Annotated in this window: 15 protein-coding genes; 14 read left to right on the plus strand and 1 reads right to left on the minus strand. The window is 66.4% G+C overall.

All coding sequences use genetic code 11. The annotated features are described in order from the left end of the window. Positions 1-7: 7 nt before the first annotated feature. The 10 genes from METUNV2_RS0103925 to METUNV2_RS0103975 all read left to right on the plus strand — a co-directional run bounded on the left by METUNV2_RS0103925 (position 8) and on the right by METUNV2_RS0103975 (position 10,735). A complete protein-coding gene (locus tag METUNV2_RS0103925) occupies positions 8-1,516 on the plus strand; it encodes an FAD-linked oxidase C-terminal domain-containing protein (RefSeq protein WP_018228201.1) in 1,509 nt (502 codons plus the stop codon). A gap of 2 nt (positions 1,517-1,518) precedes the next feature. After that, complete coding sequence (gene glcE / locus METUNV2_RS0103930; protein ID WP_026187854.1) at positions 1,519-2,595, plus strand: glycolate oxidase subunit GlcE; 1,077 nt, start codon at positions 1,519-1,521, stop codon at positions 2,593-2,595. A gap of 10 nt (positions 2,596-2,605) precedes the next feature. Further along, on the plus strand, positions 2,606-3,847 hold the full coding sequence (gene glcF, locus METUNV2_RS0103935) for a glycolate oxidase subunit GlcF (protein ID WP_018228203.1): 1,242 nt from the start codon (positions 2,606-2,608) through the stop codon (positions 3,845-3,847). A gap of 83 nt (positions 3,848-3,930) precedes the next feature. Next, the gene (locus METUNV2_RS0103940) at positions 3,931-4,788 is read left to right on the plus strand and encodes an HDOD domain-containing protein (RefSeq protein WP_018228204.1); all 858 of its coding nucleotides are present in this window, start codon (positions 3,931-3,933) and stop codon (positions 4,786-4,788) included. A 101-nt stretch (positions 4,789-4,889) separates the two neighbouring features. Next, a complete protein-coding gene (locus METUNV2_RS0103945; protein ID WP_018228205.1) occupies positions 4,890-5,705 on the plus strand; it encodes a PP2C family protein-serine/threonine phosphatase in 816 nt (271 codons plus the stop codon). Between the two features lie 561 nt (positions 5,706-6,266). Then, positions 6,267-7,904, plus strand: a complete 1,638-nt coding sequence (locus tag METUNV2_RS0103950; protein WP_018228207.1) for a Re/Si-specific NAD(P)(+) transhydrogenase subunit alpha — start codon at positions 6,267-6,269, stop codon at positions 7,902-7,904. A gap of 17 nt (positions 7,905-7,921) precedes the next feature. Beyond that, positions 7,922-9,340, plus strand: a complete 1,419-nt coding sequence (pntB, locus tag METUNV2_RS0103955) for a Re/Si-specific NAD(P)(+) transhydrogenase subunit beta (protein WP_018228208.1) — start codon at positions 7,922-7,924, stop codon at positions 9,338-9,340. A 253-nt stretch (positions 9,341-9,593) separates the two neighbouring features. Then, entirely contained in the window at positions 9,594-9,968 is a 375-nt protein-coding gene (locus tag METUNV2_RS18880) for an NAD(P)(+) transhydrogenase (Re/Si-specific) subunit beta (protein WP_018228210.1), read from the plus strand. Between the two features lie 219 nt (positions 9,969-10,187). After that, positions 10,188-10,538: a hypothetical protein gene (locus METUNV2_RS0103970; RefSeq protein ID WP_018228211.1), complete on the plus strand. Its 351-nt coding sequence runs from the start codon at positions 10,188-10,190 to the stop codon at positions 10,536-10,538. Beyond that, the gene (locus tag METUNV2_RS0103975) at positions 10,535-10,735 is read left to right on the plus strand and encodes a heavy-metal-associated domain-containing protein (protein WP_018228212.1); all 201 of its coding nucleotides are present in this window, start codon (positions 10,535-10,537) and stop codon (positions 10,733-10,735) included. The genes METUNV2_RS0103970 and METUNV2_RS0103975 overlap by 4 nt, the downstream gene beginning before the upstream one ends. Positions 10,736-10,742: 7 nt before the next feature. Here METUNV2_RS0103975 and METUNV2_RS0103980 read toward each other — a convergent pair whose 3' ends face one another. Further along, positions 10,743-12,194, minus strand: coding sequence for an NAD-dependent succinate-semialdehyde dehydrogenase (locus METUNV2_RS0103980; RefSeq protein WP_018228213.1), 1,452 nt, complete (start codon positions 12,192-12,194; stop codon positions 10,743-10,745). 199 nt (positions 12,195-12,393) lie between these two features. Between METUNV2_RS0103980 and METUNV2_RS0103985 the strand changes: the two genes are divergently transcribed. The 4 genes from METUNV2_RS0103985 (at position 12,394) to METUNV2_RS0104000 (ending at position 18,427) form a co-directional block, all read left to right on the plus strand. Next, a complete protein-coding gene (locus METUNV2_RS0103985; protein WP_232415602.1) occupies positions 12,394-13,008 on the plus strand; it encodes a hypothetical protein in 615 nt (204 codons plus the stop codon). 61 nt (positions 13,009-13,069) lie between these two features. Beyond that, positions 13,070-17,392 (plus strand): Ig-like domain-containing protein, encoded by a 4,323-nt coding sequence (locus tag METUNV2_RS0103990; RefSeq protein WP_020493372.1) that lies wholly within the window; start codon positions 13,070-13,072, stop codon positions 17,390-17,392. Between the two features lie 10 nt (positions 17,393-17,402). Further along, entirely contained in the window at positions 17,403-17,843 is a 441-nt protein-coding gene (locus tag METUNV2_RS0103995) for a hypothetical protein (RefSeq protein WP_018228215.1), read from the plus strand. Between the two features lie 95 nt (positions 17,844-17,938). Then, on the plus strand, positions 17,939-18,427 hold the full coding sequence (locus METUNV2_RS0104000; protein ID WP_157281307.1) for a hypothetical protein: 489 nt from the start codon (positions 17,939-17,941) through the stop codon (positions 18,425-18,427). Positions 18,428-18,545: the final 118 nt, after the last annotated feature.

Here is an 18,545-nt window from a genome sequence, read left to right on the forward strand (position 1 = left end):
AGCCGCCATGAGCGCACTGCCGCAGGCCCACGAGGCCGCAAGCCCCACACCGGAAGTCCGCACCGACCGCGCCGCGCTGATCGCGGAACTGTCGCGCGTGCTGCCTGAAGACTGTCTGATCGCCGACTCCGGCCGGCTGCGCGCTTACGAGTGCGACGGCCTGATGCTGGTGCGCGAAATGCCGCTGGCGGTTGCGCTGCCGACCACCGAAGCGCAGGTGGTGGCGGTGCTGCGCACCTGTCACCGGCTGGGCGTGCCGGTGGTGCCGCGCGGCGCCGGTACCGGCCTGTCCGGCGGCGCCACGCCACACAGGCAGGGCATCGTGCTATCCACCGCCCGCCTGAACCGCATCGTGTCGGTGGACCGTCTGGCGCAGCAGGCAGTGGTGCAGCCGGGCGTGCGCAATCTGGCGGTGTCCGAGGCCGCGGCGCCCTACGGCCTCTACTACGCGCCGGACCCGTCGTCGCAGATCGCCTGCAGCATCGGCGGCAATGTGGCAGAGAACTCGGGCGGCGTGCATTGCCTGAAGTACGGTCTGACCGTGCACAACGTGCTGCGGGTGCGCATGGCGAACATGGCCGGCGAGGTGATGGAAATCGGCAGCGCCGCGCCGGACAGCGCGGGCTACGACCTGCTGGCGGTCACCATCGGTTCGGAAGGCCTGCTCGGCGTGGTGACCGAAGTGACGGTGAAGCTGGTGCCCAAGCCGCGGGTCGCGCGCTGCGTGCTGGCTGCCTTCGCCGACATCCGCAAGGCCGGTCAGGCGGTGGCCGACGTGATCGCGGCCGGCATCATTCCGGCCGGTCTGGAAATGATGGACCAGGCCACCACCGCCGCGGTTGAACAGTTCGTCCATGCTGGGTATCCGCTCGACGCGGCCGCCATCCTGCTGTGCGAATCGGACGGCACCGAAGAAGAGGTGCAGGACGAGATCGCGCGTGTGCGCGTGCTGCTGGAGGCGGCCGGCGCCACCGAAATCCGCATATCCACCGACGAGGCCGAGCGGCTGCGCTTCTGGGCCGGCCGCAAGGCCGCCTTCCCGGCGGCCGGGCGGATCGCGCCCGACTACTACTGCATGGACGGCACCATTCCGCGCCAGCGTCTGGCCGACATGCTGGAAGCGATGGACGGGATGGCGAAGAAATACGATCTGGGCCTGCTCAACGTATTCCACGCCGGCGACGGCAATCTGCATCCGCTCATCCTGTTCGATTCGAACGACCCGGATTCGGTGCGCCGGGCGGAAGCTTTCGGCGTCGACATCCTGGAACTGTCGGTCGAACTGGGCGGCACCATCACCGGCGAGCACGGCGTGGGGCTGGAGAAGATCAACCAGATGTGCAGCCAGTTCGGCGCTGACGAACTGGACATGTTCCATCGGGTGAAGGCGGCGTTCGATCCGGCCGGCCTGATGAATCCGGGCAAGGCGGTGCCTACGCTGCACCGCTGTGCCGAAATGGGCCGCATGCACGTGCACCACGGCGAACTGCCGCATCCTGACCTGCCGCGTTTCTGACCATGAGCTCACATCTTCATTCGGTGCTGCGAGAGCAGGTGCTGGAGGCGGCCGCGCACGGTCGCACGCTGCGCCCGCACGGCAGCGGCTCCAAGGATTTTCTCGCGCAGGCGCTGAGCGGCACGCCGCTGGACATGCGCGGTGCTCAGGGCGTCATCGCCTACGAGCCGTCGGAACTGTTCATCACCGCCCACGCTGGCACCCGGCTGGCCGACATCGAGTCACTGCTGGCGGCACACAACCAGATGCTGGCGTTCGAGCCGCCGCACCTGGGGCCGCATGCCACGCTGGGCGGCGCGCTGGCCACAGGCCTGTCCGGCCCGCGCCGCATGGCTGCCGGCAGCCTGCGCGATTTCGTGCTCGGCGTGACGCTGATGGACGGCCAGGGCAGGGTGCTGCGCTTCGGCGGACAGGTGATGAAGAATGTGGCCGGTTTCGACGTGTCGCGCCTGATTGCCGGCAGCTTCGGCACGCTGGGCCTGATTCTCGAAGTGACGCTGAAGGTGCTGCCCCGTCCGCCTGCCGAACAGACCCGCGTGCTGGCGCTGGACGAGGCGCACGCGCTGTCCACGCTGCGCGAGTGGGGCGCGCAGCCGCTGCCGCTGTCGGCCACGCTGTGGCACGACGGCCGGCTGGCGGTGCGCCTGTCCGGTGCCGAACCGGCGCTCGCGGCTGCGGTGCGCATCATCGGTGGCGAACCGCTGGCGGCGGATGACGCGGCGGCCCTGTGGCAGTCGGTGCGCGAACAGCGCCATCCCTTCTTCGCCGGCGATGCGCCGCTGTGGCGCGTCGCGCTGCCGCCGATGGCGCCCGCGCTGGCGCTGGAAGGCCGGCCGCTGGTGGAATGGAACGGCCTGCAGCGCTGGCTGCGCAGCGACATCGACGCCGACGCGCTGCGCCACGCGGTGCGCGCGCTGGGCGGTCACGCCACGCTGTTCCGTGGCGGCCGTGCGGTGGATCGCGCGCTCGGCGTGTTCGAGCCGCTGGCGCCCGAGGTGATGGCGGTGCATCGCCGCCTGAAGCAGGCCTTCGACCCGTCCGGCGTGTTCAGCCCCGGACGCCTGTACGCAGAATTGTGAGAGCCGACTGATGCAGACCGGACTGGCCGATTTCATCCGTAACACGCCGGAAGGCGACGCCGCCGACAAGGTGCTGCGCAAATGCGTGCACTGCGGCTTCTGCAACGCCACCTGCCCGACCTACCAGATACTCGGTGACGAGCTGGACGGGCCGCGTGGCCGCATCTATCTGATGAAGCAGATGCTCGAAGGCGAGGTGCCGGCGAACACCGTGCTGCCCCACCTCGACCGCTGCCTGACCTGCCGCAACTGCGAATCCACCTGTCCGTCCGGCGTGCGCTATCACGAGCTGGTGGATATCGGCCGCGCAGTGGCAGAGCGCCGCGGTTCGCGCCCGCTGGCCGAACGTGCGAAGCGCTGGGTGATGCGCGAGGCGCTGGCCCGGCCTGGCATCTTCAACACCGCGCTGGCGCTTGGCAGGCTGGCGCGTCCGCTGCTGCCGGCGACGCTGGCGGCCAAGATCGCACCCGCGCGCCCCGCAGGCCACTGGCCGCCGGTGCGTCACGCGCGCCGCATGCTGGTGCTGGCCGGCTGCGTGCAGCCGGCGCTGATGCCGGACGTGAATGCCGCTGCGGCGCGGGTGCTCGACCTGCTGGGCATTTCGCTGGTCGAGATCGCGCGCGCCGGCTGCTGCGGTGCGCTGCGCTTCCACATGAATGACCAGGACGGCGGCCGCGACGACATGCGGGCGTTGATTGACGCCTGGTGGCCGGCGATCGAGCGCGGCGACGTCGAAGCCATCGTGATGACCGCCTCCGGCTGTGGCAGCACGGTGCGCGAATTCGGCCATCTGCTGGCCGACGATCCGGCTTACGCCGAGCGCGCGTCCCGGGTGGCCGCAATGACGAAGGACCTGTCGGAAATCCTCGCCGCCGAGCGTGTTCAGATCGAAGGCCTGTTCGCTGCCCAGGGCACGACCCGGCGGCCGCTGGCCTATCACCCGCCCTGTTCGCTGCAGCACGGCCAGCAGGTGCGTGGCCATGCCGAAGCACTGCTGCGTGCAGCCGGCTACGACCTGCAGCCGGTGAGCGACAGCCACCTGTGCTGCGGATCGGCCGGCAGCTATTCGCTGCTGCAGCCCGAGCTGGCCGCCACGCTGCGCGACAGCAAGCTGCGTGCGCTACAGGTCGGCGAGCCGGCGGGCATCGCCAGTGCCAACGTGGGCTGCATCGCACACCTGCAGACCGGCACCGGCACCGCGGTGCGGCACTGGATCGAGTGGCTGGACGAGGCCTTGAGAGCGGCCGGCTGACGATCGACCCCCGGGGCTCAAGTTCTGCGGGAGGCGGTCGTTAAAGGTCGCAGCCCGCAGATCAATCGAAGAGTGAGTCCTTCATGCCGCACGCCGCTGCAGCGCTCGACCCCAAAGCCCTCGAAAGCGTTCTTGAATCTTCCGCCCTGTTGCTGCCGCCCAAGCCGCGTCTGCTGCAGGAAATCGAAAACCTGATGCGCAACCCGGATTTCGAGGTGTCGCATCTGGCCGACAGCATTTCCCGCGATCCGGGCGTGCTGGCCGCGCTGTTCAAGCTGTGCCGCTCGCCTGCCTACAGCCGGGGTCGTGCGCCGACCAATGCCGAACAGGTGCTGATGCTGATCGGCCTGACCCAGACCATCAACCTGGTGCGCGGCATTTCGATCCGCCAGGCGGCTGGTGGTCCCGGGCCGCAGATGGAGCGCTTCTGGCTGCGGTGCGAGGAAATCGCCAGCATCGCGTCGCAGATCGCCGGCGAGCGGGTGGCGGTGTGCAATGTATTCCCCGATCAGGCCTATCTGGCCGCGATGTTCCACGACTGCGGCGTACCGCTGCTCACGCAGCGCTTCAAGGACTACTGGAGCACGCTGAACCTGGACGACGAATCGTGCTGGGTCGATACCGGCCTGGAAAACGTGCGTTTCAACATGAGCCACGCCACGGTCGGTTACTGGGTCGCGCGCAACTGGGGGCTGCCGGAACTGATCGTGCAGTCCATCCGCTACCACCACGAAATGCCGGAGGACGATACCTACGGTCTGCGCAGCACCATAGGCATCGTGGCGCTCGCCACTCATATCTATCTGTACAACAAGGGCCTGCCGGACCCGATCTGGACCATGCGCTCGGGCGAGATACTCGAGGAGCTGGGCATACATGCCAGCGCGCTGGACGAGTACATCGACGAAATCAATGACCGTCACGTCAGTCTCGCGGTGTAAAGAATCGTGAAATGCGAACGACTGTTGCAGACATGAACGGACGGTTACACAAGGTCCGCGGGTCCGGGCGCTAGAATCGGCTCAGGTATCCGGAAAGCTTCATGGCACTCAAACTCGATAGCTGCGTTGCACAGCACATAGGCGACCGCAAGGAACAGCAGGACCGCGCGGCGGTTTTTCCGCATTCCCGTCACAAGGGCATGCTCATGGCCGTGCTCGCCGACGGCATGGGCGGACACAGCGGCGGCGCCATGGCGGCCGAACAGGTGGTGCTGAAGGCACGCGAGAATTTCGAAACTTTCGCGCCCTCGGTCGAAAAGCCGCAGGATCTGCTGCGCAGCGTGGTCGAAGAGTCGCATGTGGTGATCAAGCTCACCCGCTTCACGTCCGAACAGGATCCGCACTCGACCGCTTGCGTGCTGCTGATGAACGGCGGTCGCGCGGACTGGGCGCATTGCGGTGATTCCCGCATTTACCACTTCCGTAACGACCGGCTGGTCAGCTGCAGCAAGGATCATTCTCTGGTCGGCGAGCTGATGCGCCAGGGTCGCCTCGATCAGGAAGGCGCAAAGACCCATCCGCAGCGCAATCTGCTTCTGCACTGTCTCGGTGCGCAGAAAGAGCCGGTAATCGATTTCGGCGGCACCGACGCGCTGACCGACGGCGACAGTTTCGTCGTGTGCTCCGACGGCCTGTGGGCCTATTTCTCGGACGAGGAGCTGGGTGGCGTGCTGTCGGTGTATTCGGCGCGCGAGGCGGCCGAAGTGCTGATCAAGCGGGCCCGCGAGCGTGGCCGGCCGACCGGTGACAACGTGTCGCTCATCATCATCAAGCTGGTGGACGTCGAAGCCCGCCAGAAAGCCGAACAGGACCGCCTTGACGCGGCGCGCCGCAAGCTCGGAAAGCTCCCTGCCTGACGCCTGAGGCGGGAACAGCCGGAGACGGTCGGCGCTCTCCAGAAAAGCCCTGTGTTGCGATGCAACACAGGGCTTTTTCGTTGTAAATAGCCTTGCGGTGAATTATTGTGCTGCGGCGCAATGTGCATCTTTTTTGGCACAAAGTGCTGCGCCGCGAAGCCCGACACGCTAGACTGCGCGATCCGGAAGGCGGGAGAAAGCGCACGGCAGGTGCTCCGAGCGGGCTGTCATGCGCCTGTCGCCGGACCGGTCATGTGCGGCCAGGGGCCGTTTTCGAACAGGGGAGGGTACGATCCTTACAACGGCGCCTTCGTGGATTTGATGGCCTTGGTGGTGCCCGAAGCCTTGCCCGTGATCCCCGGCACCTCTGGGCCATCGACAGAACCGCTGTCGAAGGGCGTGTCCGCCGCCGGCCTGCGCTGGGGGCGCCAACTGCACAAGGCCGCTACGGACTGTGTTAACAGTGTTCGGGGCAGGCTGACGGTTCCGCCCCCCTGATGCGCCAGCGCGCAGCAACTGACCGAATTCCAACAAACAAACAAACCGACCGAGAACCTACCCATGACTTCTGGCGCATCGAACGACAACGCCGCGGCCAGCGCGGCAGCCCCCACGCCGCAGCGCATCGGCGTCCCCCGAGAGATCTTCCCGGGTGAAAAGCGCGTGGCCACCGTGCCAGACGTGGTGACCAAACTGACCAAGCTGGGTTTTGGCGTGGTCGTTGAGACCGGCGCGGGTGATCTGGCCGACCTGTCCGATGGCGCTTACCGCGAAGCGGGCGCCAGCATCGCCGGCTCTGCGACCGAGCTGTGGAGCAGCACCGACATCGTGTTCAAGGTGCGTCCGCCGACCGCCGATGAGGTGGCGCTGATGCACGAAGGGCAAACCCTGATCGGCTTCGTCTGGCCGGCGCAGAACCCGGAGTTGATGCAGCAGCTGGCGGCGAAAAGGGTCACCGTGCTGGCCATCGACGCGCTGCCGCGCACGCTCAGCCGCGCGCAGAAGATGGACGCGCTGACCTCCATGGCCGGCGTCAGCGGCTACCGCGCGGTGGTCGAGGCGGCCAACGCCTTCGGGCGCTTCTTCAATGGCCAGATCACCGCCGCGGGCAAGGTGCCGCCGGCCAAGGTGTTCATTGCCGGTGCCGGTGTGGCCGGCCTGGCGGCCATTGGTGCGGCGGCCAGCCTGGGCGCCATCGTGCGTGCCAACGACACCCGCGCCGAGGTGGCCGACCAGGTCGTGTCGCTGGGTGGCGAGTTCGTCAAGGTCGACTATGAGGAAGAGGGCTCGGGCGGCGGCGGCTACGCCAAGGTCATGAGCGAAGGCTTCCAGGCCGCGCAGCGCGAGATGTACGCGCAGCAGGCCAAGGAGTGCGACATCATCATCACGACCGCGCTGATCCCCGGTAAACCCGCGCCGCGCCTGATCACGGCCGAGATGGTGCGCAGCATGAAGCCCGGCAGCGTGATCGTGGACATGGCGGCCGAACAGGGCGGCAACTGCGAACTCACCGAACCCGGCAAGGCTGTCGTGAAGCACGGCGTGACCATCGTCGGCTACACCGACCTGGCCTCACGCATGGCGCGCCAGTCGTCCACGCTGTATGGCACCAATCTGTTCCGCCTGACCGAGGAGCTGTGCAAGACCAAGGACGGCGTGATCAACGTCAACATGCAGGACGACGCGATCCGCGGCCTCACGGTCATCAAGGACGGCGAGGTCACCTGGCCCGCACCGCCCATCGCGGCTGCGCCCAAGCCGCCGGCCAAACCCGCCGCGGCCATGCCCAAGGCACCCGCCCATGGCCATGGACCTGGCGAGCCCATGTCGGCCAAGTCCCTGGCCATCGTGTTCGGCGTCGGCGCGCTGCTGTTCGCGCTGGTCGGCCTCTATGCGCCGGCCTCCTTCCTGTCGCACTTCACCGTGTTCGTGCTGGCCTGCTTCGTCGGCTACATGGTGGTGTGGAACGTCACGCCTTCGCTGCACACGCCGCTGATGAGCGTGACCAACGCCATCAGCTCGATCATCGCCATCGGTGCGCTGATCCAGGTCGCGCCGCCGCTGGACGCGGCCGGTGCCGCCGACCGGCCCAACACCCTGATCCTGGGCTGCGCGGTGGTCGCGCTGGTGCTGACCGCCATCAACATGTTCGGCGGTTTCGCCGTCACGCGCCGCATGCTGGCGATGTTCCGCAAGTAATAAGAAGAGGACAACACATGACATCCAGTCTGGCCACCATGGCCTACATCGGCGCCACCATCCTGTTCATCCTCAGCCTGGGCGGCCTCTCCAACCCTGAAACGGCCCGCCGCGGCAACCTGTTCGGCATGGTCGGCATGGCCATCGCCGTGCTGGCCACCGTGCTCGGCCCGCGTGTCACCGCGGCCGGCATCCCGTACATCGTCGGCGCGCTGGTCGTCGGTGGCGCCATCGGCCTCACCGCCGCCAAGAAGGTGCAGATGACGCAGATGCCCGAGCTGGTCGCGCTCATGCACAGCCTGGTGGGCCTGGCGGCCTGCCTGGTGGGCTTCGCCAGCTACGTGGACACGTCCACCGTCTTCGCCACCCCGGCGGAAAAAGCCATCCACGAGATGGAGATCTACATCGGCATCCTGATCGGCGCGGTCACCTTCAGCGGCTCGATCATTGCCTTCGGCAAACTCAGCGGCCGCATCGGCGGCAAGCCGCTGCTGCTGCCGGCGCGCCACTGGCTCAACCTGATCGGTCTGCTGGTCGTCATCTGGTTCGGCCGCGCCTTCCTGAACGCGCACGACATCCAGTCCGGCATGACGCCGCTGATCGTGATGTCCGTGATCGCGCTGCTGTTCGGCATCCACATGGTGATGGCCATCGGTGGCGCCGACATGCCGGTGGTGGTGTCGATGCTCAACAGCTACTCGGGCTGGGCGGCCGCGGCCACCGGCTTCATGCTCAGCAACGACCTGCTGATCGTGGTGGGCGCTCTGGTGGGCTCCTCGGGTGCGATCCTGAGCTACATCATGTGCCGCGCGATGAACCGCAACTTCATCAGCGTGATCGCGGGCGGTTTCGGTGGTGGTGCCCCCGCACCCAAGGCCGCAGCCGGTGCATCGGCCGAGCCGCAGGGCGAGGTGACGCCGGTCAGCGCGACGGAAACCGCCGAGCTGCTGCGCGAGGCCAAGAACGTGATCATCGTGCCCGGCTACGGCATGGCGGTGGCGCAGGCACAGCACACGGTGTTCGAGATCACCAAACTGCTGCGCGAGAAGGGCGTGAACGTGCGCTTCGGCATCCACCCGGTGGCCGGCCGCATGCCGGGCCACATGAACGTGCTGCTGGCCGAGGCCAAGGTGCCCTACGACATCGTGCTGGAGATGGACGAGATCAACGAGGACTTCCCCGACACCGACGTGACCATGGTGATCGGCGCCAACGACATCGTGAACCCGGCCGCGCAGGACGACCCGACCAGCCCGATCGCCGGCATGCCGGTGCTCGAAGTCTGGAAGGCCCGCACCAGCATCGTCATGAAGCGCTCTATGGCCAGCGGCTACGCGGGCGTGGACAACCCGCTGTTCTACAAGGACAACAACCGCATGCTGTTCGGCGACGCCAAGAAGATGCTCGACGAGGTCCTGGTGGCGCTCAAGAGTTGATCGGACACGGTGTCGGGCCGGAAGGCCCGGCCCGACGTGCCAAGGCGGGCCCCTGTTGCCCGCCTGTTTTTTTGTAGCGCAGCATGACGTCCCGCTGCGGCCTGGGGCCCTGCGTCATTGCCGGGTCAGGGAAAACACCGGTGAGGTGCATGCGGGTTCGGGCCCGACCGGCACGATGAAGGAGTGCTCGTCGATGGACGGCGCCTCGATGATGCGCTACGCGCAGAAGGTGATCATCGTGCCGGGGTAGGGCATGGCGGTGGCCGGCGCCCAGCACAAGGTCTATGAAATGACTACGCTGCTGGCCGAAGCGGGCGTGCCCTGCGAGCAGATCTTCGACCTCGAGGATATCAACGAGGAGTTCGCCCAGGCCGACGTGGCGCTGGTGATCGGTGCCAACGACGTGGTGAACCCGGGCGCGCGTACCGACAAGACCCGCCCGATCTGCGGCATGCCGATTCTGAATGCCGACAAGGCGCAGAACGTCATCGTGATCAGGCGCGGCAAGGGTGCCGCTTACTCCGGTATCGAGAACGCGCTGTTCTTCGAGGACAGCTGCCGGCTGTGCTACGGCGCTGCGCAGGGTATGGTCGGCGAAATGATCGGTCATATCAAGGCATTGAGCTGATCCATCGTTTCGCTGCACTGGAAACCGCGTGTCCGCGTGAGCGGCACGCGGTTTTTTCCTTCACGGCCAGTGTTTTTGGGGGACGGAGGCGAATACCGGAAAAGCATGCATGAATACGCCCTGTATCCGCATTGCCAGCCGATGAAAGCGGCGTAAGGTGCACCCTGCGGCATGCCGGCAACCGGCCGCACCACAGACCAGCCACAGGGAGAAGGCGCCATGCAGGATCCGATACTCGAACTCATCGTCAAGTTTGCCGAGAACGACAAGACCCGGCTCGAAACCGCGATCACGCTGGTGGTCGATGGCTTCCTCATTTCCGGCTTCGTGGTCAGCCGCGACCAGTACATGCAGCACCACCTGCTCACCGCCTCGATCGAACAGGGCGTGAAGGACGCATTGGTGGCCGGCATGCCCAGTGACGACGGCGCGCGCACCTTCATTCACCTGCGTGACGCGATGTACTTCACGCCGGGTCAGGAGCCGGTTCCGGGCAACGGGTCCGTGGTGTGCCGTGTTGCGCTGGAGCGGGTGTCGGGCTTTCACCTGGGCTTGCTGGAAACGCTTTGATCACCCGCATCCGCATTGTCGGCATGAACTGCCGCAGATGCGTGGGGGGCATCGAAGGTGCGCTGACCGCGCTGCCTGGCGTGCAGCGGGTCCACGTGCATTTCGAGCACGGCGATGCCGAAATCGAGCATGCGCCGTCGCTGACCCGCGAAACCCTGCTGGAAACGGTGGAAGCGGCCGGCTACGACGCGGTATGAGCGTCCGTCAGCCGAGGCCGATGCACAGGTACTTGATGTCTAGGTAGTCGTCCATGCCGTACTTTGAGCCTTCGCGGCCGAAGCCCGACTGCTTGATGCCGCCGAAAGGCGCGACCTCGTTCGACAGCAGACCTGTGTTCAGGCACACCATGCCGGTGGCCAGCGCTTCGGCCACCCGCCAGGCGCGGCCGATGTCGCGGGTATAGAAATAGCCGGCCAGACCGCTTTCGCTGTCGTTGGCCAGCGCGATGGCGTCCGCTTCGCTATCGACCCTGAATACCGGGGCCAGCGGGCCGAAGGTTTCCTCGCGGGCGCACAGCATGTCCGGCCGGGCACCGGTCAGCACCGTGGGCTGGAAGAAGCGGCCACCCAGGGCATGCCGCTCGCCGCCGCACAGCACGGTGGCGCCACGCGCGAGCGCGTCGGCCAACTGGGCTTCCACCCTTGCAACCGCGGCGTCGCTGATCAGCGGGCCGACTGCCGTACCCGCTTGCATGCCGGGGCCGACCGACAGCGCGGCCACCTTTTCCGCCAGTCGTTCGACGAATGCATCGTGGATGCCCGACTGCACGATGAAGCGGTTTGCGCACACGCAGGTCTGACCCGCATTGCGGTACTTGGCGGCCAGTGCCCCGTCGACCGCAGCTTCGAGGTCGGCGTCGTCGAACACGATGAAGGGTGCGTTGCCACCCAGTTCCAGCGACAGCCGCTTCAGCGTCGGTGCGCACCGCGCCATCAGCAGACGACCGACCGCGGTCGATCCGGTGAAACTCAGCTTGCGCACCACCGGGTTGTCGCACAGTTCGCGGCCTATCGCTGCCGGCTCGCCGGTCACCACATTGAACACGCCGGGCGGCAGACCGGCGCGTTCGGCCAGGGTCGCCAGCGCCAGTGCGGTGAGCGGCGTCGCTTCCGCCGGCTTCACCACCAGCGTGCAGCCGGCAGCCAGTGCCGGCGCGGCCTTGCGGGTGATCATCGCGAGCGGGAAATTCCAGGGCGTGATCGCGGCGCAAACGCCGATTGGCTGCTTCATCACCAGCAGGCGTTTGTCTGGCTCCGGCGATGGAATCAGGTCGCCATAGACGCGCTTGCCTTCTTCGGCGAACCACTCGATGAAGCGGGCGCCATAGCGCACTTCGCCCTGTGCTTCGGGCAGTGGTTTGCCGCCCTCGGCGGTGATCAGCCGCGCCAGATCGTCTGCGTGCTCCAGCAGCAGCGCGTGCCAGCGCATCAGCACCGCTGCACGCGCGTGGGCGCTGAGCGCGCGCCAGCCGGGCAGGGCGGCGTCCGCAGCCTGGATCGCGTGACGGGTTTCGACCGCACCGCAGCACGCCACCTCACCGATGAGGCGGCCATTCGCCGGGTCTGACACGGCGAGGCGCGCACCGTCATCGGCGGCGAGCCAGTGGCCACCGATGAAGGCCTCGGTTCTCAGCAGGGCGGGGTCCTGAAGTTCCATCGTTCCTGGGGGACAGTCGGATGCTCTGGCGGGCAGGTGGACGGGTCTGCAACAAGAGCCTGTCCGGATGTGCGGCGTGCGGAGCTTACCCGGAGGCGGGGTGGTCCGGCAGGGGTCCGCGCCGGTGTTTCCGGGGGAATCTGCGCCGCGGGTGTGTCGCAAAATTTTACAAACGTTAAATTGAGTAAGGTTTATCTCTTTGATTTTTCAGCGTGGAACAGATTCTGCTTTGGTGTTGCAAGTTCCCATTCTTCATGAAGAAATCATGACAAAGAGATCAGTGCTTGCCGCCGTCCGCTTCTTCCTGCTCCTCCCCTTTCTTGCGGCGACGCAGGTCAGCGCCGCGCTGATCACATATACGACGCAATCCCTGGGCGGTGCTTCCTATCGTCATCAATACACGATCACTCACCAGATCGGCGAAGACCCCATCCATCTGATCGACATCGAGTTCGATCCTTCCCTCTATCTTGAATCGTCCCTGACCATCGTCAGTGATCCGGTGCTCACGGCTGACTGGGATCAGCTGCTGATCGGCTCGCAAGCCGGCCTGCCGGCGCTGCTCGATCTGTTCGCACTGGTTGCCCCGCTGTCCGATGGTGCGACGCTGTCGGGCTTTGCCATCGAATTCGAATGGCTGGGTGCCGGCCTGCCGGGCTCGCAGGCCTTCCAGATCGTGAATCCTGACACCTTCGATACGGTATCCGCCGGTCGCACCGCGGGTGCGGTCCAGGTTCCAGAGCCGGCGCCCCTGCTGCTTGCGGTGACCGGTCTGGCGCTGGCCCGCATCTTCCGCTCGCGCACCTCCACCTGAAGACGAAGGCGGGGCCACGCGCTCCGCCTTTGCACCGATCGTCCGGTCCGGAATCCCGACAATGTCTGAAAAGGTGACGTCACCCGTCATGGTCATGCTGCGCGCCCTGGTATCCCTGCTGCTGTGCTCGTTCGTAATGGTGTCGCACGCCTTCGCGCAGAACGCCGCCGTGTCGGTGACCGCGTACGAGTTGATATCCACCAAGCGTCTGTCCCGCATCGAGTGGGAGTCGGTGTATCGGGTCCGGGTGCTCAATCGCGGTGGTGCGCTGCGTTCGGTCACCGGTACCGCCACATCGTCGGTGGATCACGTCATCGTGCACGATGGTTCGCTGACGGTTGGCGATCTTGCTGCCGGTGAAACGCGGGTGCCAGAGGACTCCATCACCGTCCGGACCAACCGCTCCACCGCCATCGATCTGGCGAGTGCGCTGAACTGGCGCTTCGACGGTACGAATCCGCCGGGTGACAGCGAACCGCCGCGGATATCCGGCCTCGTTCCGGTATCCGGTGCGGTTTTCGCGGCAGACGCGCTGCCCGACATGAGTGCTGCATTCGCCGATTCAGGCAGCGGCGTGGATGGTGCGTCCGTCGAGCTTGAACTTGATGGCGTGTCGATCGCCGCTCAGGCGGTAAGGAGTGCATCGGGCTTCAGCTTCCGCCCCGCACTTCCTCTGGCTGAAGGGGCGCATACGCTGGTCGTGCGGGTGAGCGATGTCGCCGGAAACCGCGTGACGGCGCAGACTGCCTTCGTGACGCGCACGCCTCCCGAGGTGCTGGCCCAGGATCCGCCGGGCGGCTTTCTGCCGCAGGGGGCGCAGCCGACCATCCGGGCCAGCTTCGCCGATCTTGGCGCAGGTATTGATACGGCGAAGGTCCGCCTGCTGTTCAACGGGGTCGATGTCAGTGCGTCGTCCCGCATCACGCAGACGGACGTCACCTATCCCGTTCCGGCTCCGTTGAACGATGCGACGCATGTGGTGCAGCTTACGGTGGTCGACCGGGCTGGCAATGCGACCGAATCGCGGTGGGCATTCAGCACGCGCGTTCCCCCGTCGATTGCCGACATGTCTCCGCGGGACGAGACACTGGCATACGGTGCGCGACCGACCGTGCGTGCCCGCCTGGTCACCGGCGGAGCGGCGCTCGATCCGGCCTCGCTGCGCTTCACCTTCAACGGTAGCGATGTCACCCCGGCGGTCCGGGTCAGCGGTGCCGATCTGACCTACGTCCCGCCGCAGCCGCTGCCGGAGGGGCCTTATACCCTCTACGTCGAAGTGACCGATGCCGCCGGGGTGCTGGCGAGCACGGCCTGGGGCTTCGATGTCGATGCCGAGAGTCAGCATGTTCTGGACGTGACGTCGCCGGCAGGCGGACAGACCGTGACGTCGATCGAGCTGCCGGTGACCGCGACCGTGTTTTCGAACCGGAGCGCGATTCAGGGGCTGACGGTGAATGGCTCCGCGATGAGCATGCGGACCGCGGACCCGTCCGGTCGCATCGGTTACACCGGTTCGGTCAAGTTGCTCGATGGCGAAAACACGCTGGAATTCGTCGCGCGCTTCGATGACGGAACGGTCAGGACCGAGCGACGCACGGTCGCGCTGGACGGTCCGCCGCGGGTCACCGTGCTCGGCCCGACCGACAAGGCCATACTCGGCAGGGTGCAGGACAGCAGCCCGACCGACCTGACCGGCAACGTCGAGCGTCCGGTCGCGGTGACCGGGCGCGTCAGCAAACCCGTGGTCGCGGTGACCGTGAATCAGCAGGCTGCGGTGCTGGATGCGGCCGGTACCGGTTTCACCTTCGAGCGCTTCTTCCTGCGCGAAGGCATGAATGTGCTCACCGTCGTTGCCACCGATGCGGCAGGTCGCGCAGGCAGTTCGACCATCACGGTTTCGGTCGACCAGACCGCACCGATACTGAGCATCGAAACGCCGCAGGACCTCCATGTCACTTCGGCCGCGGCCATCGATGTGCGGGGCGTCGTCAATGATGCGGTCGAAGGCATGACCGGCGCACCGGAACCGGTGGTGACGGTCAATGGCGTCGAGGCGCAGGTGGCGGACCGCTATTTCCTGGCCAGCACCGTGCCACTGCAGGTGGGCGAGAACGTGCTGGTCGTGGCCGCCACCGATCATCTTGGCAACCGGCGTACGCGCGAGCTGCGCGTGAGTCGCATCGCGGTCGGCAGCCATCGCCTGGCCGCCCTGTCAGGCAATGGCCAGACCGGCGATGTCGGCATCGAGCTGGCGCAGCCGCTCGCCATCGTCGCGCTGGATCGGGACGGCGCACCGGTCGCCGATCTCCCGGTCAGTTTTGATGTCATGCGCAATACCGGTGCCATCACGACGGTCCGCGGCCAGGTGCAGAGACCGGATGGCGTGAACCCGGCGCGCAATCTTGTCGTGCGCACCGACAGTACCGGCCGTGCTCAGGTGTGGCTGGTGCCCGGCAAGCAGACCGGTCCGGGCTCCAATGTGGTCCGGGCCCAGGTGTCTGCACAGGCGGGTGCGCAGGCCAGCGCGTTCGCCGGCGAAGTGTATTTCTCGGCGACGACCCGGCGCGGGGCGGTATCCAAGGTGCTGGCCGATACCGGCATCCACCAGATCGCCGAAACCGGCAGCGTTCCGCTGGAGCTGCTGTCGCTGGTCGTGCGCGATGCCAGTGACAACCACCTGCCCGGCGTGCCCATCGTGTTCGCGATCGAGGAGGGCGATGCCTTCTTCATCGACGACAACGGAAACAGGTCGCAGAAGCGCGTGCTGGTGACCGACCGCAACGGGCTGACCGCGACCCGGCCGCAGCTCGGGCTGACCCCCGGCACGGTGCGCGTCAGCGCGCGTGCGCTGCGCAGCGCGGACGGCGACATCAACGATCCGGCGCAGCTGGCCGGCAATGCCCAGTACCTCATTCAGGTGCGCGAGGCGCGCGACGGCACCACCCGGTTCCGCGGGTTTGTCTACACCGACAAGGGTGAACCGCTGCCCGGCGTGCGCATATCGGTGGGGCGTACCAGCGTGGTGTCCACCACCGATGAAAGCGGTGCCTTCGTGCTGGACAGCCTGCCGCCCGGTCGCGTTGACCTGTTCGTCGACGGTCGCACCAGTTCGCATCTGGGTCAGGTCTGGCCGAGCCTGCATTTCGAGGCTTTCGCTGTGCGGGGCCAGGAGAACGCGCTGCCGCACCCGGTCTATCTGCCGCCGCTGCTGTCCTCGCAGGCGAAGGTGGTGGGGGGCAACGAAGATGTCATCCTGACCATTCCGGGCATTGAAGGCTTCCAGATGAAGGTGAAGGCCAACAGCGTCACCTTCCCGGATGGCAGCCGTACCGGCACCCTGGTCGTGAGCCCGGTCACCGCGGACAAGCTGCCGATGGCGCCGCCGGCCGGTGGCGCAGCTTTCGGTCTGCCAGCCTGGACGGTGCAGCCGGCCGGTACCCGCTTCGATCCGCCGATCGAGGTCACCCTGCCCAACAGCCGCGCCTATCCGCCCGGCGACAACCTGCCTGTCGTGCAGTGGGATCACGACCTCGGGCAGTTCGTGCCCATGGGCCGCGCCACCGTAAGCGAGGACGGTGCGCTGCTGGTGACCGACGCCGGCAGTGGCATCAGCAAGGCAGGCTGGGGCGGTCTGTGCGTGTATGACCCGGACAAGTGCGGAAAGAACGCGCCGCCCCGCTGCAAGTACTGCGAGGAGCTCGACAGCAGCGGCGAATGCCCGACCTGCAAGTTCAAGAACGATCCGAACAAGGACAGACCGGACGGCAATCCGCGCATCTTCGGCTTCGATGCGTCCAAGACCGGTCTCGGTGAATTCATCACCGGCGCGCTCAAGAAGCTGCCGGTGCACGACGCCTTCACCAAGCAGAAATTCAAGGTGGACGGTTCGGCCAGCCCGCGTGAGCGTTGCTGCGAATCGCTCGGTGACGTGACGCACTACGAGCGCTTCGAGGTCGGCCCCCTGGTCGAGATCGCAACGCCCGACATTCCCCTTCCCGGCTATTCCTTCGTCTATCCGGGCCTGGTCGAGATCGGTCTGTTCGTGAAGGCCAAGGTGACCGCCGGCGGCACGATACGTTTCGACTACAGCCGCAACTGCTCGCCGATGTTCAGCAACGGTTCCGGTCAGGTGGTCATGTCCGCCGCAGTCGAGGGGATCCTGAAGGCTGAAGTCATCGACGTCGTGAAGCTGAATGCCATCACGGTCGGTGGCGGTGGCGGTGCGTCCTGCCCGGTCACGTTCACGTCCATCAGCTGCAAGGGCAAGTTCTTCGTCTATGCGAAGAGCGAAATCGAAATGTTCAACTTCAAGTGGGGCCTGATCGATTTCTATCGGTCTTCGGATCAGTCCGGAAACCTGCCGCTGATCGGCTTCATCGACTGAGGCGCTGCACATGCTGGATCGACTGAAACCGATCGCGCTGGCACTGATGGCCGGCACCCTCGCAATGACCGCCCTGCAGGTGCTCGACCTGTTCTGGGTCGAGCGCGTGCCGGGGCAGGTCATCGCATGCCACCCGGAAGTCAGGGTGTCGAGTGCGCCTCAGCCGGGCTTGCCCTCCACGCAGACCGTTCGCATGGTGCTGGAGGCGGAACTGGCGGGCAGCGGAGGCGGTGCGACGGTCCGTGTGCCGACCTGGAAGTCATGGAGCGAGGCCTGCCCGACAGGGCAGACCTTCGTGTTCATCCGGCCCCGGCTGGGAACAGGCGCGCTGCGCCTGGATGGAGATTACATCGACTGGGGTGAGCGCTTCGGGCTCCCCTTGATGATGTTGGCGGCTTCGTTAGTGCTCGGAGCCGGTGCGCGTTTCAGTGATCGGAAGATGCAGCGATGAAGACAAGTACATGGATGTTCCTGGGATGCCTGGCCGCCTGCAATCTGTCCGCTCATGCGGGCGAGGGCGGTACGGAGCGATTCCGCACGCTGACCGTGGAAACCGTGTACCCGTTCAAGCAGACCGATTTCGATCCGCCACTGTCGCTCGGCGCACTGAAGCCTTCGGCTGACGTCGATCCGCTGGCCACTCTGCAGCGGCATTTCGCGGCGATGCGCAGTGGCGACGTCGACGCCTTCCTCTCGACCTGGACTGCCTCCGCACGCCATCAACTTGCCGCCAGGCAGCTGGCGGGTGATGCCGCGCGCGCAGCAGCCGTCGAGCGCTGGACCAAGGTGCTCGCGGGCCGGGAGGCCGTGGTGGAAACGCGGGTCGATTTCGGTCGCTACGTGCTGCTCGCCTATCGCCTGCGCGACGGCGCTTCCGGACAGATCGTGGTGAAGGACACGGTGGCGTTCGAGCAGGAGGACGGCGCCTGGAAGCTTACGCAGGCGCTTGCACGCAGCCCGCTGCTGTTGAACTGGAACGCGCCGAATGGCCGTGTCCAGGTCGCACCCGATGCCCTCGTGGATGGAAACCGATGACTTCTACGTCGAGTCAGATACCCGCTCAAGCGCGTTTCCCATCGGTATCGGACGCGTTGCGACGGATCTCCGGGCCGGCCCGGAGACTGGCCGCATCAGCGTTTGCCGTCGTCGCGCT

The sequence above is a fragment of the Methyloversatilis universalis EHg5 genome (genome assembly GCF_000378945.1).
Taxonomy (GTDB): Bacteria; Pseudomonadota; Gammaproteobacteria; order Burkholderiales; family Rhodocyclaceae; genus Methyloversatilis; species Methyloversatilis universalis_A.